This window comes from Thioclava sp. DLFJ4-1, from assembly GCF_002020145.1.
GTDB classification, from domain to species: Bacteria; Pseudomonadota; Alphaproteobacteria; order Rhodobacterales; family Rhodobacteraceae; genus Thioclava; species Thioclava sediminum.
Map to the genome: position 1 here is coordinate 322,287 of NZ_MPZT01000003.1, position 21,416 is coordinate 343,702.

General features: G+C 64.6%; 18 protein-coding genes. 8 read left to right on the forward strand and 10 right to left on the reverse strand.

Annotation, left to right across the window (positions count from 1 at the left end):
- Positions 1–118 precede the first annotated feature (118 nt).
- Positions 119–1,933, forward strand: a complete 1,815-nt coding sequence (locus BMI85_RS11415) for an alpha/beta fold hydrolase (protein ID WP_078601574.1) — start codon at positions 119–121, stop codon at positions 1,931–1,933.
- Here BMI85_RS11415 and BMI85_RS11420 read toward each other — a convergent pair.
- Together BMI85_RS11420 and BMI85_RS11425 are read right to left on the reverse strand one after the other, a co-directional pair.
- Positions 1,930–3,504 (reverse strand): cisplatin damage response ATP-dependent DNA ligase, encoded by a 1,575-nt coding sequence (locus BMI85_RS11420; protein ID WP_078601368.1) that lies wholly within the window; start codon positions 3,502–3,504, stop codon positions 1,930–1,932. The two genes, BMI85_RS11415 and BMI85_RS11420, sit on opposite strands and share 4 nt — an antisense overlap.
- Positions 3,501–4,502, reverse strand: coding sequence for a ligase-associated DNA damage response exonuclease (locus BMI85_RS11425; RefSeq protein ID WP_078601369.1), 1,002 nt, complete (start codon positions 4,500–4,502; stop codon positions 3,501–3,503). Before BMI85_RS11425 ends, BMI85_RS11420 begins: the two co-directional genes overlap by 4 nt.
- Before the next feature lie 171 nt (positions 4,503–4,673).
- On the opposite strand from BMI85_RS11425, the gene BMI85_RS11430 reads away from it, so the two are divergent.
- Positions 4,674–5,045 (forward strand): phasin family protein, encoded by a 372-nt coding sequence (locus tag BMI85_RS11430; protein WP_165756948.1) that lies wholly within the window; start codon positions 4,674–4,676, stop codon positions 5,043–5,045.
- Positions 5,046–5,173: 128 nt separating this feature from the next.
- Here BMI85_RS11430 and mnmA read toward each other — a convergent pair whose 3' ends face one another.
- Positions 5,174–6,310 (reverse strand): tRNA 2-thiouridine(34) synthase MnmA, encoded by a 1,137-nt coding sequence (mnmA, locus tag BMI85_RS11435; protein ID WP_078601370.1) that lies wholly within the window; start codon positions 6,308–6,310, stop codon positions 5,174–5,176.
- A 131-nt stretch (positions 6,311–6,441) separates the two neighbouring features.
- Between mnmA and BMI85_RS11440 the strand changes: the two genes are divergently transcribed.
- From BMI85_RS11440 to BMI85_RS21775, 5 genes are all read left to right on the forward strand, one after another.
- On the forward strand, positions 6,442–6,720 hold the full coding sequence (locus tag BMI85_RS11440) for a DUF1153 domain-containing protein (protein ID WP_078520740.1): 279 nt from the start codon (positions 6,442–6,444) through the stop codon (positions 6,718–6,720).
- A gap of 95 nt (positions 6,721–6,815) precedes the next feature.
- Entirely contained in the window at positions 6,816–7,529 is a 714-nt protein-coding gene (locus BMI85_RS11445) for a response regulator transcription factor CtrA (RefSeq protein ID WP_078520739.1), read from the forward strand.
- A 90-nt stretch (positions 7,530–7,619) separates the two neighbouring features.
- Positions 7,620–9,743 (forward strand): NAD-dependent DNA ligase LigA, encoded by a 2,124-nt coding sequence (gene ligA, locus BMI85_RS11450; RefSeq protein WP_078601371.1) that lies wholly within the window; start codon positions 7,620–7,622, stop codon positions 9,741–9,743.
- Positions 9,740–11,830, forward strand: coding sequence for an ATP-dependent DNA helicase RecG (gene recG, locus BMI85_RS11455; protein WP_078601575.1), 2,091 nt, complete (start codon positions 9,740–9,742; stop codon positions 11,828–11,830). The genes ligA and recG overlap by 4 nt, the downstream gene beginning before the upstream one ends.
- A gap of 112 nt (positions 11,831–11,942) precedes the next feature.
- Positions 11,943–12,065, forward strand: coding sequence for a hypothetical protein (locus BMI85_RS21775; RefSeq protein ID WP_255266459.1), 123 nt, complete (start codon positions 11,943–11,945; stop codon positions 12,063–12,065).
- A gap of 168 nt (positions 12,066–12,233) precedes the next feature.
- On the opposite strand, the gene BMI85_RS11460 is transcribed toward BMI85_RS21775, so the two are convergent.
- On the reverse strand, positions 12,234–12,662 hold the full coding sequence (locus BMI85_RS11460) for an iron-sulfur cluster assembly scaffold protein (protein WP_078601372.1): 429 nt from the start codon (positions 12,660–12,662) through the stop codon (positions 12,234–12,236).
- Positions 12,663–12,723: 61 nt separating this feature from the next.
- On the opposite strand from BMI85_RS11460, the gene hisI reads away from it, so the two are divergent.
- Entirely contained in the window at positions 12,724–13,086 is a 363-nt protein-coding gene (hisI, locus tag BMI85_RS11465; protein WP_078520736.1) for a phosphoribosyl-AMP cyclohydrolase, read from the forward strand.
- Positions 13,087–13,114: 28 nt separating this feature from the next.
- Here hisI and gluQRS read toward each other — a convergent pair whose 3' ends face one another.
- From gluQRS to gyrA, 6 genes are all read right to left on the reverse strand, one after another.
- The gene (gene gluQRS / locus BMI85_RS11470) at positions 13,115–13,963 is read right to left on the reverse strand and encodes a tRNA glutamyl-Q(34) synthetase GluQRS (protein WP_078601373.1); all 849 of its coding nucleotides are present in this window, start codon (positions 13,961–13,963) and stop codon (positions 13,115–13,117) included.
- Positions 13,964–13,984: 21 nt separating this feature from the next.
- Positions 13,985–14,179 (reverse strand): hypothetical protein, encoded by a 195-nt coding sequence (locus tag BMI85_RS11475; RefSeq protein WP_078520734.1) that lies wholly within the window; start codon positions 14,177–14,179, stop codon positions 13,985–13,987.
- Positions 14,176–15,525, reverse strand: coding sequence for a methylenetetrahydrofolate--tRNA-(uracil(54)-C(5))-methyltransferase (FADH(2)-oxidizing) TrmFO (gene trmFO, locus BMI85_RS11480; protein ID WP_078601374.1), 1,350 nt, complete (start codon positions 15,523–15,525; stop codon positions 14,176–14,178). The genes BMI85_RS11475 and trmFO overlap by 4 nt, the downstream gene beginning before the upstream one ends.
- A 52-nt stretch (positions 15,526–15,577) precedes the next feature.
- Complete coding sequence (locus tag BMI85_RS11485) at positions 15,578–16,354, reverse strand: hypothetical protein (RefSeq protein ID WP_078601375.1); 777 nt, start codon at positions 16,352–16,354, stop codon at positions 15,578–15,580.
- 197 nt (positions 16,355–16,551) lie between these two features.
- Positions 16,552–18,162 (reverse strand): BCCT family transporter, encoded by a 1,611-nt coding sequence (locus BMI85_RS11490; protein WP_078601376.1) that lies wholly within the window; start codon positions 18,160–18,162, stop codon positions 16,552–16,554.
- Positions 18,163–18,486: 324 nt separating this feature from the next.
- Positions 18,487–21,303: a DNA gyrase subunit A gene (gene gyrA, locus BMI85_RS11495; RefSeq protein ID WP_078601377.1), complete on the reverse strand. Its 2,817-nt coding sequence runs from the start codon at positions 21,301–21,303 to the stop codon at positions 18,487–18,489.
- Positions 21,304–21,416 lie beyond the last annotated feature (113 nt).

Consider the following 21,416-nt stretch of genomic DNA (forward strand, 5'->3'; position numbering starts at 1 on the left):
TTATTTGCGTGAAGAGTCGCGAGGGCGCGTTCTCTTGCGTCAGGTCAAACCGCTGTCATCGTTTTTGCGGTAAGTTCTGCGCGGAATCGCAACGCTAGGAGGCTGCGGGATGAAGGATATGGCCGGAGACAAAACGCCACCGCGCAAGGGCGCAGGGAAAGCTGCGGGCAAATCTGCACAGGCCGACACGCCTCAGGCCGAGGAGCACAGCGCGGCGCTGGCCTCGTTCGAACGTCTCGATCGGTTGTCTCACGCGCTGATGGGCCGGGCCGAGGGCGGGCTGTCTCCGATTTCGCTCGGGCTCGCGTTTTCCGATTGGGCGACCCATCTTGCGCTCAGCCCCGGCAAGCAGGCCGAACTGTGCTGGAAAGCGGGCCGCAAATGGATGCACCTGTTGCGCGAGATGGCGCCGCACCGGAGCGACGACGAGGGCGCGCAGCCGCTCGAGCCGCTGCCGCAGGATCGCCGGTTCTCTGCGCCCGATTGGGAACAGTTCCCGTATTCCCTCTATGCGCAGAGTTTCCTCCATGCCCAGCAATGGTGGCACAACGCCACGACCGATGTGCGCGGGGTCGAGGCACGCCACGAGCAGATGATGCAATTCTACGCGCGGCAATGGCTCGACATGGCGTCGCCCACGAATTTCATCGCGACCAATCCGCTGGTCCTTGCCCAGACGTTGAAGGAGGGCGGGGTGAACCTCATGCGCGGGGCGCGCTATTGGGGCGAGGATGCGTTCAAGGTGATGACCGGCGACACCAAGCCGGAGCCCACGTTGATCCCGGGAATGGATGTCGCGCTGACGCCGGGCAAGGTGGTGCTGCGCAACGATCTGATCGAGCTGCTGCAATACGAGCCCAGCACGCCGAAGGTCCATTCGGTGCCGCTGCTGATCGTGCCGGCATGGATCATGAAATATTACATCCTCGATCTGGAGGAGACGAATTCGCTGATCCGCTGGCTCGTGGGGCAAGGCTTCACCGTCTTCGCGATCTCGTGGAAGAACCCCGACGAGGGCGATCGCGATCTGGGCTTCGACGATTACCGCGAAGAGGGCGTGATGGCGGCGCTCGATGCGGTCTGCGAGATCACCGGGGCGGAGAAGGTTCACGGGCTGGGCTATTGCCTCGGCGGCACGCTTCTGTCGGTCGCGGCGGCGGCGATGGCGCGCGATGGCGACGAACGGCTGGCCTCGCTGACGATGCTGGCGGCGCAGGTCGATTTCACCGAAGCCGGGGAATTGAGCCTCTTCACCAATGAAGACCAGCTCAGCCTGATCGAAGACATGATGTGGGAGGAGGGCTATCTCGACAAGACCGCGATGGCGGGCACCTTCACCATGCTCAAATCGAAGGACCTGATCTGGTCGCAGGCGGTTCATACCTATCTGATGGGCGAGCGCGAGACGGATGGCGCGATGGCCTCGTGGAGCCACGACGCGACGCGGATGCCCTACAAGATGCATTCGCAATATCTGCGCCGGCTGTTCCTCGACAACGATCTGGCCGAGGGGCGGATGGACACGCGCGGCACGCCGGTCTTCCTGCAGGATATCGAGACGCCGGTCTTCGCCGTCGCGACCCAGACCGATCACATCGCGCCCTGGCATTCGGTCTTCAAGCTGACATGGTCGCTGCCGGGCGCCGTCACCTTCGCGCTGGTCTCGGGCGGGCACAATACCGGGATCGTGCGCCCGCCGGGTGCGCCGCGCGCGAGCTATCGCTTGATGGAGCACCGCCCCGGCATGCTGCATCCTTCCGCGTCGGACTGGGCTGCTGAATGCGCGCCCCGCGAAGGGTCGTGGTGGGAGCCGTGGGCGAAATGGCTGCGCAAGACGGGCGACGGGCAGGAGATCGCGCCGCCGCCCATGGGCAAGGGGCGCAAGTATCGCCCGCTCTGCGACGCGCCGGGGTCCTATGTGCTGACCCGCTAGGGCTGCTCGACCTCGGGCAGCATTGCGCGCAGCGTCTCGATCCGGTCGGCCTCGCCTGCGGGCTTGTCCCAGCGGATGCGCGAGATGCGCGGGAAACGCATCGCGACGCCGGATTTGTGCCGGGTGGAGCGGTTGAGCCCCTCGAAGGCGACCTCCACCACCAGATCGGGCGACAGGGACCGCACCGGGCCGAAGCGTTCCACGGTGTGATTGCGCACGAAACGGTCGAGGTTGCGCAGCTCCTCGTCGGTGAAGCCGGAATAGGCCTTGCCCACGGGCACGAGCCGGTCACCGTCCCAGACGCCGAAGGTGAAATCGGAATAGAAGCCCGAGCGTTTGCCATGCCCTCGTTGAGCGTAGAGGATCACCGCATCGATGATGCGCGGATCGCGTTTCCACTTGAACCACGGCCCCTTGGGGCGGCCCGCCATATAGGGCGTGTCGCGGCGTTTGAGCATTACGCCCTCGATGACCACTTCGGGCGGCGCTTCGCGTAGGCTCGCAAGGTCATCCCACGTCTCGAAGGGTAGCAACTCCGAGACGTCGAACCGTTCAGGATTGAGATCGGCAACGAAGGCCTCCAGCCGCGTGCGGCGGGTTTCGAAGGGCAGGGGGCGCAGGTCCTCCTCGCCTTCGGTCAGGATGTCGTAGAGGCGCAGCGCCGCCGGATGCGAAGCCAGCATCGCCTTGCCCGGAGACTTCCGCCCCAGCCGCTTTTGCAGATCGCCGAAGGGCGCGACCTGATCGCCGCGACGCACGATCAACTCGCCATCGAGCGCGCCCTCGAACGCCATATGCGCGACCACATCGGGAAAGGCGCCGGAGATATCCTCGCCGGTGCGCGAATAGAGCCGCCGCTCGCCGCCCTCCGCCACGGCCTGCACCCGGATGCCGTCCCATTTCCACTCGGCGACGAAATCGGCCGGCGGCAGATCGGTCAGCGCGTCGAGATCGGTCGGCGTCGAGAGCATCACGGGCCGGAACGGCGCAAAGCCCGCGCGCTCGGGTTTCTCGCCGCCTTCGATCCAGTCGAAAAGCGGCTGATAGGGCGGCGAGAGCCCGTGCCAGATTTCCTCGATCTCCTCCAGCTCTGGCGTGCCGACCGAGGCCAGCGCCACCCGCGCGAGCCGCGCCGAGACGCCCACGCGCAGCCCCCCGGTCGCGAGTTTCAAGAGCGCATAGCGTTCCGAGGGCTCCAGCCGATCCAGCCAACCCGCGATCAGCGGCCCGACGCGGGTTTTCGGCGTGTCCTGCAGGGTCTCGACGATTTCCACCAGATCGACGTCCTGGGCGGTGTTCTCCTGCGGCCAGATCAGCGCGATCGTCTCGGCCAGATCGCCCACGTAGTCATAGGACAGCGCGAAGAGCTCGGGATCGACGCGCTCGCCCACCATGGCGCGCAGGACCGCAGGCTGCGCGCGGCCCAGTTCCAGCTCTCCGGTCAGCGCCGCCAGCGCATAGCCGCGCTCGGGGTCGGGCGCATGGCGCAGGTAATCACCCAGCACGTCGAGCTTGGCATTGCGCCCCGGCGTGAAGGCGAGCCGTTCGAGAAGGACCGCGAAGGCTTTCATTCCGGCTCCTCCTCATAGCCCACGAGGTGCAGCGGACGAGCCACGCGCCCCTCCAGTTCGGCCCAGCGCATCAGTGCCTCTTCGCGGCCATGGGTGATCCATAGCTCGGACGGATCGACCTCGCGCACGGTGCGCGTCAGGTCCACCCAGTCGATATGGTCCGAGATCACCAGCGGTAGTTCGACGCCGCGCTGGCGGGCACGGGCGCGGATCTGCATCCAGCCCGAGGCAAAAGAGATCACCGGATCGGCAAAGCGCTGCACCCAAGGCGAGGAAAAGGCGGAGGGCGGCGCGATCACCAGCGCCTCGCGCAGCGCCCGCGCCTCGGCCTTGTCCATCGTGGCGGGGCGCAGATCGCCCAAGGGGATGCCCTGCTCGATGTGATAGTCGCAGAGTTTTTGCAGCGCTCCGTGGATGTAGATCGGCGCGTCATAGCCCGCCTCGCGCGCCAGCATGATGACCCGCTGCGCCTTGCCCAGTGCATAGGCACCCACCAGATGCGGGCGCTCGGGGGCTGCGCGCATCGAAGCCATCAGCTTGGCCATCTCGTCAGCCGGGTCGGGATGTTTGAACACCGGGAGCGCGAAGGTCGCTTCGGTAATGAACGTATCGCAGGGCACCGGCTCGAAGGGCGCGCAGGAGGGGTTCGAGACGCGCGCGTAATCGCCCGACGCCACGATCCGCTGCCCGCGATGCGTGATCGCGATCTGCGCCGAGCCCAGCACATGTCCCGCCGGGTGAAAGCTGACATCCACGCCGCCTACGGAGAGCGGCCCCTCATAGGCTTGCCGCTGGCCCGCGAAATCCTTGCCATAGCGGATCGCCATGATCTCCAGCGTCTGGCGCGTGGCCAGCACATGCCCGTGGCCTGCGCGCGCGTGATCGGCATGGCCGTGCGTGATCAGCGCGCGCGCCACGGGGCGACTCGGGTCGATATAGAAATTGCCGCTAGGGCAATAGAGCCCCTCGGGGCGCGGGATCAGAAGCGGCTCGGCCATCGGTCCTTCACTTACGCTAATGCTTGAAATGCATACGCGGGCGCGCGTTCTCGGCCCAATTTTTCGGCATTTGCCTTGAGCCAAGCTTTTCGCGCTAAGATTGTTCCAAATCAAACGCTGTGCGCCGGACCCATGCTACGCTCGCGCCATCCAGTCACAAGGGAGGCTGACATGGCACAGAAGAAATCCGCACCCGGGATGAACATGGCTGGCTGCATGCCAGTGCCCGATATGGGGTCGGTAAGCTCGGTGATGGCACCGCAGCTCAAGATGATGGAATCGATGATCGCGCAGAATATCGAGCTGCTCGAGTTTCTGAAGACCCGCTTCGAGCGCGACCAGGAGATGGTCACCCAGTTGGCGGAAACGCCCGATCCGATGCGCGCGATGAGCCTTTGGGGCGAATTCTGGCAGCGCACGGCGAGCGATTACACCGCCGAGATGACGAAGCTCGCAACCTCGATGACGGGGATTGCGGAGCGCGCGGTGCGCTCGGCCACCGAAGAGGGCGAAGCGCTCGCCAAGGCGGTCGGAAAAAAGTGACGACTCGGGTCGGCAAGCACGGGGTGAGCCTCGGAGACGTGCCGGTCTGAGTGATCCGAAGATGCGATAGGCGCGGCAAGCTAGACGGGCTCGCCGCGCGCAGTGCTGTTTGCGGGCCTATTCGGCGCTTACTTCTTGTAGATCCAGCCACCGCCGAAGATGCGGCTGTCCTCGGGCGCGTAGAACACGCAGGCCTGACCGGGGCTGACGCCTTCCTCTGGCACGACCAGTTCGACTTCCGCCTCGGTCTCCGAGATCGGTCGGATGATCGCTTCGCGCGGCGGGCGGGTCGAGCGGACCTTGACCTTCAGATGCCATTCCTTGCGCGAGGTGAAGGGCTCGTCGCCCAGCCAGTTGATCTCGCGCACGGGGATGGTGCGGGTGGAGAGCGCCTCTTTCGGGCCGACGACCACGTGGCGGGTGTCGGGATCGAGCTTCACCACATAGAGCGGGTCTTCGAGCCCGCCGATGCCGAGCCCGCGCCGCTGGCCAATCGTGTAATGGATCACGCCGCGATGTTGGCCGAGGACGTTGCCCTCCATATCCACGATATCGCCGGGATCGGCCGCGCCGGGGCGCAGCTTCTCGATGACGCTCGCGTAATTCCCGTTCGGCACGAAGCAGATATCCTGACTGTCGGGCTTGTCCGCCACCGCCAGCCCGTATTTCGCTGCCAGTTCCCGCGTCGCATCCTTCGAGGGCAGGTGGCCCAGCGGGAAGCGCAGGTAATCGAGCTGCTCGGGCGTGGTCGAGAACAGGAAATAGCTCTGATCGCGGTTCGCATCGGCTGCGCAATGCAGCTCGGGCCCGGTCGCACCGTCCTTGCGCTGGATGTAATGGCCCGTCGCCATGCAATCGGCGTCGAGGTCCTTCGCCGTCTCCAGCAGGTCCTTGAACTTCACGCGCTCATTGCAGCGGATGCAGGGCACCGGGGTCGCGCCGCCCAGATAGGCGTCCGCGAATTCGTCGATCACCGCCTCGCGGAAGGTGTTCTCGTAATCGAGCACGTAATGCGGGAAGCCCATCTCCTCGGCCACGCGGCGCGCGTCGTGGATGTCCTGCCCGGCGCAGCACGCGCCTTTCTTGGCCAGCGCCGCACCGTGGTCGTAAAGCTGCAGCGTCACGCCCACCACGTCATAGCCTTCCTCGGCCAGTTTGGCGGCCACGACCGAGCTATCGACGCCGCCCGACATGGCGACGACGACGCGGGTGTCCGCGGGCGGTTTGGCGAAACCGAGCGAATTGAGCGGCAGATCCTTGGGCATGATGAAGCGTCCTTTAACGAGACGTGCAGCAATATAGGAAAATGCGACCCACTCTCAACCCCGCGTTTCACGCAGTGTTAAGGGCCCGCGCGCCAGTGTGGCCGGCGTGAAGAGCTTGAAGGGGTGAGCCCATGTATCTCAAGAAAGTCGATGGTCCGCGCGCGGTGACCCTCGCCGACGGCACGATCCTGACGCGCGCGGATCTGCCCTCTCCAAAAACCCGACGATGGGTGGCGAGCCGGAAAGCGGTGATCGTGCAGGCGGTCGCGCATGGGTTGATCGCCCGCGACGAAGTTCTGGAGCGTTACGCGCTCTCTGACGAGGAATTGGATCTCTGGATCGAGGGTGTCGAAAGGCACGGGATTCAAGGTCTTAAAGTCACCGCGATCCAGAAATTGAAACAACTTTAGATTGCGATGTAACGGAATCGTGACAAGGTAACCCGGTGTTAACCATTTGGTGTAAGTCTCGACCCCGATCGAGGGATTAATGCGGAGAACCCAGGATGCGGATTTTATTGGTGGAAGACGACCCGACGACGTCGCGCAGCATCGAATTGATGCTGACGCACGCGAATCTCAACGTCTACTGCACCGATCTGGGGGAGGAAGGAATCGATCTCGCGAAGCTCTACGATTACGATCTGATCCTGCTCGACCTCAATCTTCCCGACATGAACGGGCACGAGGTGCTACGGCAATTGCGTCTGGCCAGGATCGACACGCCGATCCTGATTCTCACCGGCGCGGACGACACCGAGAACAAGATCAAGGGATTCGGCTTCGGCGCCGATGACTACATGACGAAGCCGTTTCATCGCGAGGAGCTGGTGGCGCGTATTCACGCGATCATCCGCCGGTCCAAAGGCCACGCCCAATCGATCATCCGCACCGGCAAGATCTCGGTCAATCTCGATGCGAAGACGGTCGAGGTCGATGGCAAGCCGGTGCATCTGACTGGCAAGGAATACCAGATGCTCGAGCTGCTCAGCCTCCGGAAGGGCACGACCCTGACGAAGGAGATGTTCCTGAACCATCTGTATGGTGGCATGGATGAGCCCGAATTGAAGATCATCGACGTCTTCATCTGCAAACTGCGCAAGAAGCTCGCCGATGCCACCGAGGGCGAAAATTACATCGAAACCGTCTGGGGCCGCGGCTATGTGCTGCGCGATCCCGACCCGTCCGAGTTGGAGCGGCGCATCGCGATGGGTGCCTGACGTCCCGAAAGCCGATGATCTCCGTCGTCACGGCTCTTTACGCCCCCTCGGCGCTTGCCTAAACCAAGGTCAGCACGAGGGGGTCTTTTTATGTCCGAGCCAAGCCGCACCGAGATCGACGCGCTGAGCGAGGCCGAGGCCCGCGCCGAGCTGCCCGAGCTGATCGAGAAGATCGCGGCGGCCAATACTGCCTATCACACCCATGACGCGCCCGAGATTTCGGATGTGGAGTATGACGCGCTCAAGCAGCGGCTCGCGGCGATCGAGGCGAAATTCCCCGCGCTGAAATCGGACCAATCGCCCAGCGAACAGGTGGGCGGGCAGCTGGCCGAAGGCTTCGGCAAGATCACCCATGCGATCCGCATGATGAGCCTCGCCAACGCGTTCTCCGACGAGGACGTGACCGAATTCGACGAGAGCATCCGTAGCTTCCTCGGTCTGAAATCCGACGCGCCGCTCAACTACACGGCCGAGCCGAAGATCGACGGTCTCTCGCTGTCGATCCGCTACGAACACGGCAAGCTGATCCATGCCGCGACGCGCGGCGACGGCGCGGTCGGCGAAAACGTCACCGAAAATGCCCGCACCATCGACGATATTCCGACCACGATCGCGGACGCGCCGGAGGTGCTGGAAGTGCGTGGCGAGGTCTATATGAGCCATGCCGATTTCGAGGCGCTCAACACCCGCAACGAGGCCGCGGGCGAGAAACGTTTCGCCAATCCGCGCAACGCCGCCGCCGGTTCGCTGCGCCAGCTCGACCCGAAAGTCACCGCGTCGCGCCCGCTGAAATTCTTCGCCTATGCCTGGGGCGAGCTGTCCGCGCCGCTGGCCGACACCCAGATCGACGCCATCGCGCGGCTGCAATCGCTCGGCTTCCAGACCAATCCGCTGACGGAACTCTGCGATGGTCCGGCCGATATGCTCGCCCATTACCGCGAGATCGAGGCCAAGCGCGCTACGCTCGGCTACGATATCGATGGCGTCGTCTACAAGGTGAACGACCTCGCGCTGCAACGCCGCCTCGGTTTTCGTTCCACCACGCCGCGTTGGGCGATCGCGCATAAATTCCCCGCCGAGCTTGCCTGGACGCAGCTCGAAGGGATCGACATTCAGGTCGGTCGCACCGGGGCGCTCTCGCCGGTCGCGCGGCTGACCCCGGTGACCGTGGGCGGCGTCGTCGTCTCGAACGCGACGCTGCATAACGAGGATTACATCGCCGGGCGCGATTCCAAGGGCGCCGAGATCCGCGGCGGCAAGGATATCCGCATCGGCGATTGGGTGCAGGTCTATCGCGCGGGGGACGTGATCCCGAAGATCGCCGATGTGGACCTCACGCGCCGCCCCGACGATGCGGTGCCCTACGACTTCCCGACCCATTGCCCGCGCTGCGGATCCGAGGCGATCCGCGAAGAAGGCGACGCGGTGCGCCGCTGCACGGGGGGGCTGATCTGCCCCGCGCAAGCTGTGGAAAAGCTGAAACATTTCGTATCCCGCGCGGCTTTCGACATTGAAGGGCTCGGCGCGAAACAGGTCGAGCAATTCTACGAGGACGGCTGGATCAAGGAGCCCGCCGACATCTTCACGCTGGAAGAGCGCTACGGTCAGGGCCTCCAGCAACTCAAGAACCGCGAGGGCTGGGGGGAGAAATCCGCGCGCAACCTCTTTGCCGCGATCGCCGAGAAACGCACGATCCCGCTGCAACGGCTGATCTTCGCGCTCGGCATCCGCCATGTCGGCGAAACCAGCGCCGGTATGCTCGCGACTCATTACGGCACGTGGGAGGCGTTCGAGGCCGCGATGACGCAGGCCGAGTGCGGGCAGGGCGCGGAATGGGACGATCTGATCTCGATCGACGGCGTCGGCGAGACGCTCGCAACATCCGTCGTGACGACGTTCCAGCAAGAGGCCGAGCGCGCCTCGATCGACCGTCTCACCGCGCATCTGAGTGTCGAGGAGGCCGAGAAGCCGAAATCCGACAGCCCCGTCTCCGGCCTCACCGTCGTTTTTACCGGCACGCTTGAGAAGATGACGCGGGCCGAGGCGAAGGCGCGCGCCGAGGCGCTTGGTGCCAAGGTCTCGGGCTCGGTCAGCGCGAAGACCGACCTGCTCGTCGCAGGGCCCGGCGCGGGCTCGAAAGCCAAGAAAGCGGCCGAGCTGAACATCCGCGTCATCGACGAGGATGAATGGATCGCGCTCGCGGGGGGCGCATGAGCACGCGGCCCGCAGAGCTTTTCGAGCTTTTTGCCGAGCTCGACAGTCTTGCGGGCGTCGGCCCGAAAACGGCCAAACATTTCGAGGGGTTGGGGATCACCCGCCCGCGCGATGTACTGTTCACCTTGCCCTATTCGGTGATCGATCGCCGCCCCGTCGCGACCGTGCAGGGCGTGCCCGCGGGCACCACCGTCACCGTCGAAGTGACCATCGGCGCTCATAGCCCCGCGCGCAAACAAGGCGCGCCCGATCGGGTTCTGTGCCATGACGCGCAGGGCGATATCACGCTGGTCTTCTTCCGGGCGCGCGGCGACTGGCTCGCGAAACAGATGCCCAACGGGGCGCGGCGGATCATTTCGGGCAAGCTCGAGATATATGACGGGCAGGCGCAGATCGTGCATCCCGACTACATCCTGCCGCCCGAAAATGCGGGTGAGATGCCCCGGTTCGAGCCGGTCTATCCGCTCACCGCGGGCGTCACGCAAAAGCTGATGGCGAAGGCGGCGGAGGGGGCCTTGGCGCGCGCGCCCGACCTGCCGGAATGGATCGACGATGCGCTCAAGCGCCGCGAGGGCTGGCCGGATTGGCAGGACGCGGTGAAAACGGCGCATCACCCTGAAAAGATTGACGATCTCTCGTCCACCGCGCCGGCGCGTGCGCGGCTCGCCTATGACGAGCTTTTCGCCCACCAGATGACGCTCGCGCTCGCGCGGCGCCAGTCGCGGCGCAAGAAGGGCCGCGTGACGCGCGGGACGGGCAAGCTCTCGGCGCAGGTGCTGGCGAGCCTGCCTTACAAGCCGACCGGCGCGCAGACCCGCGCGATTGCCGAGATCGCGGGCGATCTGGGCTCCGAGCGGCGGATGAACCGGCTGCTGCAGGGCGATGTCGGCGCGGGCAAGACGCTGGTCGCCTTCATGGCGCTGTTGACGGCGGTTGAGGCTGGCGGGCAGGGCGTGATGATGGCGCCCACGGAGATCCTCGCGCGTCAGCATCTCGAAGGTTTGGCGCCGCTGGCCGAGGCGGCAGACGTCCGGCTGGAGATCCTGACCGGGCGCGACAAGGGGGCGGAGCGGGCGCGCAAGCTCGCCGATCTGGTCTCGGGCGCGATCGGGATCCTTGTCGGGACCCATGCGGTTTTTCAGAAAGACGTGGAATTTCAGGATTTGCGGCTTTCCGTGATCGACGAACAGCATCGCTTCGGTGTCGCGCAGCGGATGGAGCTGGGCGCCAAGGGGCAGGCGGTCGACGTGCTGGTGATGACCGCGACGCCGATCCCGCGCTCACTCGCGCTTGCGCAATATGGCGATATGGATGTGAGCCTCTTGGACGAGAAGCCGCCGGGCCGGACGCCGGTCAAGACTGCGCTTGTCGCGATGGAGCGGATGGGCGAGGTGGTCGAGCATCTGCGCAAGGCGGTCGCCGAGGGGCGGCAGGTCTATTGGGTCTGCCCGCTGGTCGAAGAGAGCGAGCGCGTCGATCTGAGCTCTGCGACCGACCGTTTTCTGGCGCTGCGCGCGGCGCTTGGCGACGATGTCGTGGGGCTTGTTCATGGCCAGATGCCGTCGGCCGAGAAAGACGCTGCCATGGCGGCCTTCGTGAAGGGGCAGACCCGGGTGCTCGTCGCGACGACGGTGATCGAGGTGGGCGTAAACGTGCCCAACGCCTCGATCATGGTGATCGAGCGGGCCGAGAGCTTCGGTCTCGCGCAGCTCCATCAGCTGCGCGGGCGGGTCGGGCGTGGGGCCGCGGCCTCGACCTGCCTGATGATCTACCAGACGCCCCTGAGCGAGACGGCCGAACGCCGCCTGTCGATCCTGCGCGAAAGCGAGGACGGGTTCCGCATCGCTGAGGAAGACCTCGCCATGCGCGGGGCGGGCGATGTGATCGGCACGGCGCAATCGGGCCTGCCGCGCTTTCGCGTGGCTGACCTCGAACGCCAGGCCGGTCTGATGGCGGTGGCGCAGTCGGATGCGCGCAAGCTCCTGTCCGACGATCCCGAGTTGAGCGGCCCGCGCGGACAGGCGGCGCGGGTGCTGCTGTGGCTGATGGAACAGGACCGCGCGATCCGTTTGATCGGTATCGGCTGAGCCCCGTTCGACTCACGTTCTCCCCCAGTGTTCTCAAATGTTCCTAAAAAGTTCTTTACACGCGACGTCAAATGTGAGAACAAAGTAGCAACAGAGGGATTGGAGGTGCCAGATGGCCAAGGAAATCAAGGAACTTCTCGACCGCAATCACAGCACACTGCTGGCCGACGCCGTGGGGGGTATCGCGCTTTGCGCAAGCTTCATCATGGCGCTTTGGCTGCCGGGGCTCCTCTAAGCCCGACCTGTCTCATCGTTACTGCCTCGCGCTTTTTGGCTGCCGCACCTGTCCCAAACCTGCGGCTTCGCCTGTCCCCCAGGCCCGCCTGTCCGTAAAGCGCAACTTCAGCCGCCGCTCTTTCGAGTGGCGGCTTTTTTTATCGCGAGAGAGGTGGAGGTTAGCGGCTCAGCACTGCTCGAGCGCTTCGAGCGTCGCCTCGGGGGCGAGCAGGATCGAGCCATGCCGGTTGGGGTAGTCGCGCGCGGCTTGCAGCACCTCGTATTCGCCGAAAGGCGCATCGGGGACGGGGCCGCCCTTGAGCATCTCGGCCAGCTGATCGCGCAGCTTCGCGACCTCGTCGCGCGTGCGACCCATGACCTGCGCCCCGAAGATCGCAGCCGAGGCCTGACCCAGCGCGCAGGCATGCACGGTCTGGCTATAGCCCGAGACGCGGCCATCCGTGCAGGTCAGCGAGACCTCGACCGTGGAGCCGCAAAGCGGCGCGCGCTTGCGCACGGTCACATCGGGCGCGGGGAGCGGATCGGTGCCCGGCATATCGGCGGCGAGCGCCAGAATACGCTGCGAATAGAGCTTGATCAGATCGGTGTCGCTCATCTCTTTCCCCTTCGGCCCGTTCGGCGTAGATAGGACCTGAGCCACAGGAAGGAAAGAGCCGATGCCATTCGATCCCGCCAGCTTGACCTATGACGCCAACGGTTTGATCCCCGCAATCGCGCAGGATGCGCTCTCGGGCGATATCCTGATGATGGCATGGATGAACGCGGAAAGCGTCGCGAAGACACTTGAAACAGGACGCGTAACCTATTGGTCGCGCTCGCGGAAATCGTTCTGGGTGAAGGGCGAGACCTCGGGCCATGTGCAGCGCCTGCGCGAGATGCGGGTCGATTGCGACCGCGACACGCTTCTGGTGCTGGTCGAGCAGGAAGGCCCGGCTTGCCACACCAATCGCAGGTCGTGCTTCTACACCGCGATCCGCGATGGCGAAGAGGTCGAGATCCTCACGCCGATGGAAGATTGAGAGCGGCCCTTCGGGGAGGATATTTCCGTCAAGAGGAAGCGGGCAGCCCGACCATGCGGCGAATGTCGCCCGGGGTGGCCCCGTCCTCGCGGTATTTCGCGATGGCGCGGGCGTCGTCGCGCTTCGCGAGGCGTTTTCCACTCTCGTCACGGATTAGCTCGTGATGGCAATAAGTTGGCGTCGGAAGTTCAAGCATCGCTTGAAGCAGAACATGGATCTGCGTGGCGTCGAACAGGTCCGCGCCGCGGGTGACATGAGTAATGGCTTGCGCGGCATCGTCGAGCACGACTGCGAGATGATAGGACGTGCCCATCTCGCGCCGCGCGAGCACGACATCGCCCACCTTGTCGATCAGATCGGCGCGGGAGACGTTATGCGTGCCTTTGTGCAGCGCGCAGATTTCCTCGAAACGGATATCGCGGGCGGCACGGATCATGTTCAGGCGTAGCGCGCTGTCGGGCAGCGGAGCCCCGGGGCGACGCGCGCCGCGCTCGCGGCAGGTGCCGGGGTAGATCAGACCGTCGGGCCCGTATTGCACGCCTTCCTGCGGTGCGGAGGCTGCCGCCTCGATATCACGCCGCGTGCAGGTGCAGGCAAAGAGAAGGTCTCTTTCCCAAAGTGTTTCAAGGGCTTCGCGATAGATGTTCAAGCGGTCCGATTGGCGGAGAACCGGCCCGTCCCAGGTCAGCCCAAGCCAGCGCAGATCGTCATAGATTTGCTCTTCCCAATGTGGTCGCGCGCGGCTTTGGTCGATATCTTCGATCCGCAGCAGGAACTGGCCGCCGGCCTTGCGTGCCATGTCATGCGCGAAGATCGCACTATAGGCATGGCCCAGATGCAGCGGGCCCGTTGGCGAGGGGGCGAAGCGTGTGATCATTGACGCGCGCACCCCGCCAAATCAGCCGCCCGCGCGGCGATCCGCATGCGCCTGATAGATCAGGATCCAGGCGAGCAGGATGAACATCGGATGCGTCAGCCCGCCAGAGAAGATGATCGCCGGGATCCAGATCACGAAGACGAGGATCGCAAGGAAGATGCGCCCGATCAGCACGATAGAAAGCGGCGGCAGAAACAGGGCCAGAACGTAATTCATACAGTCTCTCCTTGCTGCGCCAGCCAGTCGCCGAAGACCGTCTTGGCGCGATCGGTATAGGCCTTGTAGCGGTCTTTGCGGCCACGCCGCCCGCCCTTGGCGTCGATCGGCGGGAAGAGCCCGAAATTGACGTTCATCGGTTGGAATGTCTTCGCCTCGGCCCCGCCGGTGATGTGGGTGATCAACGCCCCCATCGCGGTTTCGGGTCCCGGCGGCGGCAGTTCGCGGCCTTGAAGCTCGGCAGCAGCCATACGGCCGGCCAGCAGCCCCATCGCGGCGCTCTCGACATAGCCTTCGACGCCGGTGATCTGGCCGGCGAAGCGCAGGTTCGGGTGCGACTTCAGCCGCATCTGTGCATCGAGCAGCGTCGGCGAGTTGATGAAGGTGTTGCGGTGGATGCCGCCCAGACGCGCGAACTTGGAGTCCTGAAGGCCCGGAATCATCCGGAAAACAGCGGCTTGCGCACCGTACTTCATCTTGGTCTGGAAGCCCACGATATTGTAAAGCGTGCCAAGCGCGTTGTCGCGGCGCAGTTGCACCACGGCCCAGGCCTTGGTTTGCGGATCGTGTTCATTGGTCAGCCCGACCGGTTTCATCGGCCCGTGACGCAGGGTTTCACGGCCGCGTTCGGCCATCACCTCGATCGGCAGGCAGCCGTCGAAATAGCCCGCGGTTTCGCCCTCGTGGAACTCGGTCTTGTCGGCCGCGAGAAGCGCGTCGATGAAGGCTTCGTATTCGTCCTTCGTCATCGGGCAGTTGATATAGGCCGTGCGCTCCTCCTCGGTTTCGCCCTTGTCGTAGCGCGACTGACGCCACGCGACGGACATGTCGATCGTGTCGGCATAGACGATGGGGGCGATGGCGTCGAAGAAGGCCAGACGCTCTTCGCCGGTGGCTTGCAGGATCGCTTTGCCCAAGGATTCCGAGGTCAGCGGGCCGGTCGCGAAGATCCATTTGCCACTTGAAGGAAGCTCCGTAACTTCTTCCTCGGTAAAGGAAATATTCTCATGGGCGCGCAGCGCCTCGGTCACGGATTGCGAAAACGCCTCGCGGTCCACGGCCAGCGCACCGCCTGCGGGCAGACGGTGCTTGCGCGCGGTTTCCATGATCAGCCCGTTCGCGGCGCCCATTTCCCAATGGAGCTGACCCACGGCGTTGCGCTCGTGATCGTCCGAGCGGAACGAGTTCGAGCAGACCATCTCGGCATAGTTGCCGGTCTGGTGCGCAAAGGTTTCGACCTTGGGCCGCATTTCGTGCAGCACCACGCGGATACCGGCATTCGCCGCCTGCCAGGCCGCTTCCGAGCCCGCCATGCCACCGCCGACGATATGGAGTTCTTCTGTCATGGCCGCTCATGTAGTGGTCAAAGCGGCAAAAGGGAAGGCCGATCGCAGATGCTCAGTCCAGGGCGAAGGTGCCGCGCGCAAATAGCCCGTCCAGCGGGCGGATCGGCGCGAAGTTCTGGTTGCGCACGCCGTGGCCGCGCGGGCCGAAGCGCAACTTGAGGCCGAGGGCGAGACGGGTCTCGTCGCGGCTGTCGGGGCGACCTGTGAAATGGGCGCGCTCGATGCGGGTGAAGAGCGTCGCTGGGCCGTCGCCCAGCCGGTGGCCTATGCCGAACGCGGCGGTGGTCTCGCGGGTGCTGAAGGCGAGTTCGGAGATGTCCACGACGGAAAGGTCGGCGGTGAGCGTCGTGCGCGGGCTGACGTCCCATCGTCCGCCGAGGCCTGCGAAGACGTAATCGTTGCTGCCGGGTTTGACGGTGCCGAGCCCGGCGCGTGCCGAGACGCTGCCGCGCGCGCCGACAGCCCAGATCGCTTCCGCGCCCGCCGCATAGGCCGTCTGGCTGGCGTGGCTGGTGTCGGAGACGGCGGCGAAGAGCCCGTATTTGGCGCGCTCCGTGGGCGCCATGTAGAGATGCGCCGCGAGATCGCCGCGCCAGCGCGGACCGGCATCGTTTGCGCCGAGGTCGAGTTGCAGCCCATGCGCCGGGGTCAGCGCGAAATCGGCGCTCAGATCGGCGCGGGCGGTTCCAAAGTCGCCGGTGCTGTTCTGGATCGTCAGCTCGGCCCCGGTGAAGCCGAGCGCGCTTTGGGCGAGCGCGGGGTCAGCGCTGACGGCTGCGGCGAGACAGAAAAAGGCGCCCCGCAGGGCAGAGACAGGAGCGTTGCGCATGATCGGACCTCGTGACGCGGTAACTGAACAAGGCCGATCTTCGCCGGCTGCGCTTCGGGCTCATGCTCCGCTGCGGCTTCGATCTCTTTTGGCAGGCGGGTGGGTCTTAAGGAAGGGTTAAACTTTCTAATGGGTTAACGGCCCGGAGCGTTTCCTCTCCGGGCCGTTCGATTGGGTCTGACCTCGGAATCGCGCGATCAGAAATCGTCCAGCTTGGGCCGCTTCCCGATCGAGACGTGGTCGATATCCTCCAGCGCAAAGCCCTTTATGATCGAGGGGATCATCATCGACACGAGGATGAAGATCGGCAGCCCGACGACCGTAATGACCTGCTGCAGCGCGGTCAGCCCCGCATCGCCCGCCAGCACGATCAGCATCGCCGCGACCAGCCCCTCAGCCGCGCCCCAGAAGACGCGCTGATGGACCGGGCCGGGGGTCGGCGTGCCGGTGCAGAGCATGTCGACCACCAGCGAGGCCGAGTCCGACGAGGTTGCGAAGAAGATCGCCACCACGATCACTGCGATGCCTTGGACGATATGGACGAAGGGGAAGTGCTCGAAGAAGGCGAACATCGCCAGCGGCACACTATCCGAGACGGCCTGAGACAATTGCCCCGCCTGATCGCCCATCGCATCGCGGGCGGCTTGGCCGATCCCGTCGAACTCCATCGCCTGCCAGCCGAAGATCGCGAACCAGATCAGGGTGAAGAGCGAGGGTGCCAGAAGCACGCCGAAGACGAATTCACGCACCGTGCGACCGCGCGAGATGCGGGCCACGAACAACCCGATGAAGGGCGACCAGGTCACCGTCCACGCCCAGTAGAACACGGTCCACGAACCCTGCCAGCCCCAGCCGGGCGTGTCGGGGTTCTCGTTGGCCAGCATGTCGTTCCAGAAGGCCAGATGCGGCAGGTTGGTGAGATAGAGGCCGACGGTCTGCACGATCCCGCGCAGCAGGAACAGGGTAGAGCCGAAGATCAGCACGAAGACCATTAGGCCCACGGCCATGCCGATATTGATGTTCGACAAGAGCTTCACGCCCTTGTCGAGCCCCGCCACGATGGAGGTGATCGCAACAGCGGTGAGCGCGGTCAGGATCGCGATCTTGACGAAGGTGCCGTCGCCGGTGCCCAGAAGCGCATCCAGACCGGCGGCGATCTGGCTGGAGCCGAGGCCGAGCGAGACGGCGACGCCGAACAGCGTGCCGAGGATCGAGGCGATGTCGATCGCTTTGCCGATCGGCCCGTTGATGCCCTCTTTCAGCAGCGGGTAGAACACCGATGACACCCGCACTGGCAGGTCATAGCGGTTGATGAAATAGGCGAAACCAAGCCCCGGCAGCGTGAAGATCGTCCAGGTATGCAGGCCGAGGTGATAGACCGCGATGGAAATCGCATCTTTCGCGGCCTCGTCTGAATAGGGCTCGACGCCCGGCAGCGGTGGCTTGGAGAAATGGCTGATCGGCTCGGCCACGCCCCAGAACATCAGCACCGTGCCGATGCCGCCCGCGAAGAGCATCGTGAACCATGACAGGTTTCCATATTCCGGGCGGCTGTCCTTCGGACCGAGCCGGATATGCCCGTGGCGCGACAGTGCGGCCCAGATCAGGAACCCGAGCCAGATGTTTACGCCGAGGATGAAGAACCAGCCGAGATTGGTGACAATCCAAGAACGGCCCGTGGCGAACGCATCGCCAATCGGGCCGGGGAAGATGACAAGCGCGAGCACGAAGAGGATCGTGAAGCCTGCCGATACGAAGAAAATGGTCGGGTCGGTTCTCAGACCGAGCCTGTCTGCAAAGGCTTTCATGAAACTCTCCCTGTTTCTAATAGTGCAACCGCAACGGGTGGCTTCAGGGGTGGTTCCGCGCAGACGGGACATTGGAGAAAAGAAAAAATGGAAACGGCCCGGCGCGTGGCCGGGCCGCAACATCGGAATGCGTCTGCAATCAGAAGGTGGGTCGGTAGCGGAACAGCTTCTTGTTCGAGCCTTTGCCGAGCGCCACGCGCCCGCCGAAGTTCCAGACGTCGACCCCGTCCTGTAACAAGAAAAAGCCCCCGTCCTTGCGGAGCGGGGGCTTGATTTCATTGCTTTTTGCGAAGCCGTTCCGAATTGGGAACAGCCCGTACGGGATCAGCTTTCGCTATCCGGCGTGCCGCCGTCACCCGACGTGTCGGGCGCGTCCGGCGCATCGGTCGGCCCTTCGGCCTCCGGATCCAGATCGTCGTCATCGCCCTGATCGGCGATCCGCGCGACCGAGACCACGACCTCGCCCTTGGCGGTGTTGAACACACGCACGCCACCGGCCGAACGCGAGCGGAAGGAGATGTCTTCTACCGGGCAGCGGATCGACTGTCCCGTCGAGGTGGCGAGCATGATCTGATCGCTCATCTCGACCGGGAAGGAGGCCACAAGTGGGCCGCCCCGCATCGCCTTGTCGATCGCCGTCACGCCCTGACCGCCGCGACCGCGCGTCGGGTAGTCATGCGACGACGAGATCTTGCCGGAGCCCTTGGACGTGATCGTCAGGATCAGATCCTCGGCGGCGGACATCTCGGCATAGCGCTCGGTCGACAGCTGACCTTCGACCACGGCTTCCTCGTCCTCGTCGGGCTCGATCTCTTCCTCGGTGACGCCCGCCATCAGGCGACGCTGCTTGAGGTAGGCCACGCGCTCTTCCGAAGTGGCCTCGAAGTGGCGGATGACCGACATCGAGACGACCTCGTCATCGCCCTTCAGCTTGATGCCACGCACGCCGACCGAGTTGCGCGAGTTGAACACGCGCACTTCCGGCACGGGGAAGCGGATCGCGCGGCCGCTGGCGGTGACCAGCATCACGTCATCGTCCTCGGAGCAGATGCGCGCGTTGATCAGGCGCATGCCTTCGTTCTCGTCCTCGAATTTCATCGCGATCTTGCCGTTGCGCATGACGTTGGTGAAATCCGACAGGCGGTTGCGGCGCACGGTGCCCTTGGAGGTCGCGAAGACCATCTGCAGGTCGTCCCATTCCGCCTCGTCGCGATCGACCGGCGTGATCGCCGCGATCGAGACGCCGGTGGGGATCGGCAGGATGTTGACGATCGCCTTGCCCTTGGACTGGCGCGAGCCGAGCGGCAGCTGCCAGCACTTCATCTTGTAGACCATGCCGCCGGTCGTGAAGAACAGAAGCTGCGTGTGGGTATTGGCGACGAACAGCGTGGTGACCGTGTCGTCATCCTTCAGCGCGCCACCCGACAGCCCTTTGCCGCCGCGCTTTTGCGAGCGGAAATCGGCGAGCGGCGTGCGCTTGATGTAACCGCCCTGCGTGACGGTCACGACCATGTCTTCGCGCTCGATCAGGTCTTCGTCGGCCATGTCGCCGGCCCAGTCGATGATCTCGGTGCGGCGCGGCACGGCAAAGAGCTCGCGCACTTCGCGCAGCTCGTCGGCGATGATCGCCATGATCCGCTCGCGCGAGGCGAGGATGGCGAGGTATTCGCGGATCTTCTCGGCCAGTTGGGCGAGCTCATCCGTGACTTCCTTCACCCCGATCTGGGTCAGACGCTGCAGGCGCAGATCGAGGATCGCGCGGGCCTGCGTCTCGGACAGGTTATAGGTGCCGTCATCGTTGACCGGATGCAGCGGATCGTCGATCAGCTTGAGATATTCGACGATGTCATGCGCGGGCCAGCGGCGCTCCATCAGGCGGGCGCGAGCCTCTGCCGCATCGGCCGAGGAGCGGATGGTGGCCACGACCTCGTCCACGTTCGACACTGCCACGGCCAGACCGCACAGGACGTGGCTGCGCTCGCGCGCCTTGCGCAGTTCGAACGCGGTGCGGCGCGCGACAACTTCCTCGCGGAAGCTGATGAAATAGCTGAGGAATTGGCGAAGCGTCAGCTGCTCGGGGCGGCCGCCGTTCAGCGCCAGCATGTTGCAGCCGAAGGAGGTCTGCATCTGCGTGAAGCGGAAAAGCTGGTTGAGCACCACATCCGGAGTCGCGTCGCGCTTCAGCTCGATCACGACGCGGACGCCGACGCGGTCGGATTCGTCAGCGATGTTCGAGATGCCTTCGAGCTTCTTCTCGCGCACGAGATCGGCGATCTTTTCGATCATCGCCGCCTTGTTCACCTGATAGGGAATCTCGTCCAGCACGATCGCGAAGCGGTCCTTGCGGATTTCTTCCACGCGGGTCTTCGCCCGGATGATGACCGAGCCGCGCCCTTCAAGGTAAGCCTTGCGTGCGCCACCACGGCCCATGATCAGGCCGCCGGTGGGGAAGTCGGGGGCGGGGACGATCTCCATGATCGCCTCGTCCGACATGTCGGGGTTGTCGATCAGCGCCAGAGTCGCGTCGCAGACCTCGCCGAGGTTATGCGGCGGGATGTTGGTCGCCATACCGACCGCGATACCGCCCGCGCCGTTGACCAGCATGTTCGGGAAGCGTGCGGGCAGAACCGTCGGTTCTTCCTGCTTGCCGTCGTAGTTGTCCTGGAAATCGACCGTGTCTTTCTCGATATCGGCGAGAATGTAATTGGCCGGTTTCGCCATGCGCACTTCGGTGTAACGCATCGCAGCGGCGTTATCGCCGTCCATCGAGCCGAAGTTGCCCTGACCGTCGAGCAGCGGCAGCGACATCGAGAAGGGCTGCGCCATCCGCACCAACGCGTCGTAGATCGCGGCGTCGCCATGCGGGTGATACTGACCCATCACGTCGCCGACCGGACGTGCCGATTTGCGATAAGGCTTGTCGAACGTGTTCCCGGTCTCGTGCATCGCGAAGAGAATGCGCCGGTGAACGGGCTTCAGACCATCGCGCAGATCGGGGATTGCGCGGCTCACGATCACGCTCATCGCGTAATCGAGATAGGCGGTTTTCATCTCGTCCGCGATGGACACAGTGGGGCCGAGATAAGCGGGCCGCCCGGGGCCTTCTTCTTCGGTTTCCGGCGGTTCAGGAGTGTCGGTCACGCGCGCCTCGATATTCTAGATATTGTTGTGGAACCTTATAAAGGCCGCAAGCGGCGGGTGCAATCATGGAGAAGGCCCCGGCGGGTGCGCGGGGCCTTCTTCGTGACGTCAGC

What these genes read in the sequence shown, in the direction of transcription:
- BMI85_RS11415 (WP_078601574.1), top strand. Translation starts at nt 119, where the DNA reads ATGGCCGGAGACAAAACGCCACCGCGCAAGGGCGCAGGGAAAGCTGCG.
- BMI85_RS11420 (WP_078601368.1), bottom strand. Translation starts at nt 3,504, where the DNA reads ATGAAAGCCTTCGCGGTCCTTCTCGAACGGCTCGCCTTCACGCCGGGG.
- BMI85_RS11425 (WP_078601369.1), bottom strand. Translation starts at nt 4,502, where the DNA reads ATGGCCGAGCCGCTTCTGATCCCGCGCCCCGAGGGGCTCTATTGCCCT.
- BMI85_RS11430 (WP_165756948.1), top strand. Translation starts at nt 4,674, where the DNA reads ATGGCACAGAAGAAATCCGCACCCGGGATGAACATGGCTGGCTGCATG.
- mnmA (WP_078601370.1), bottom strand. Translation starts at nt 6,310, where the DNA reads ATGCCCAAGGATCTGCCGCTCAATTCGCTCGGTTTCGCCAAACCGCCC.
- BMI85_RS11440 (WP_078520740.1), top strand. Translation starts at nt 6,442, where the DNA reads ATGTATCTCAAGAAAGTCGATGGTCCGCGCGCGGTGACCCTCGCCGAC.
- BMI85_RS11445 (WP_078520739.1), top strand. Translation starts at nt 6,816, where the DNA reads ATGCGGATTTTATTGGTGGAAGACGACCCGACGACGTCGCGCAGCATC.
- ligA (WP_078601371.1), top strand. Translation starts at nt 7,620, where the DNA reads ATGTCCGAGCCAAGCCGCACCGAGATCGACGCGCTGAGCGAGGCCGAG.
- recG (WP_078601575.1), top strand. Translation starts at nt 9,740, where the DNA reads ATGAGCACGCGGCCCGCAGAGCTTTTCGAGCTTTTTGCCGAGCTCGAC.
- BMI85_RS21775 (WP_255266459.1), top strand. Translation starts at nt 11,943, where the DNA reads ATGGCCAAGGAAATCAAGGAACTTCTCGACCGCAATCACAGCACACTG.
- BMI85_RS11460 (WP_078601372.1), bottom strand. Translation starts at nt 12,662, where the DNA reads ATGAGCGACACCGATCTGATCAAGCTCTATTCGCAGCGTATTCTGGCG.
- hisI (WP_078520736.1), top strand. Translation starts at nt 12,724, where the DNA reads ATGCCATTCGATCCCGCCAGCTTGACCTATGACGCCAACGGTTTGATC.
- gluQRS (WP_078601373.1), bottom strand. Translation starts at nt 13,963, where the DNA reads ATGATCACACGCTTCGCCCCCTCGCCAACGGGCCCGCTGCATCTGGGC.
- BMI85_RS11475 (WP_078520734.1), bottom strand. Translation starts at nt 14,179, where the DNA reads ATGAATTACGTTCTGGCCCTGTTTCTGCCGCCGCTTTCTATCGTGCTG.
- trmFO (WP_078601374.1), bottom strand. Translation starts at nt 15,525, where the DNA reads ATGACAGAAGAACTCCATATCGTCGGCGGTGGCATGGCGGGCTCGGAA.
- BMI85_RS11485 (WP_078601375.1), bottom strand. Translation starts at nt 16,354, where the DNA reads ATGCGCAACGCTCCTGTCTCTGCCCTGCGGGGCGCCTTTTTCTGTCTC.
- BMI85_RS11490 (WP_078601376.1), bottom strand. Translation starts at nt 18,162, where the DNA reads ATGAAAGCCTTTGCAGACAGGCTCGGTCTGAGAACCGACCCGACCATT.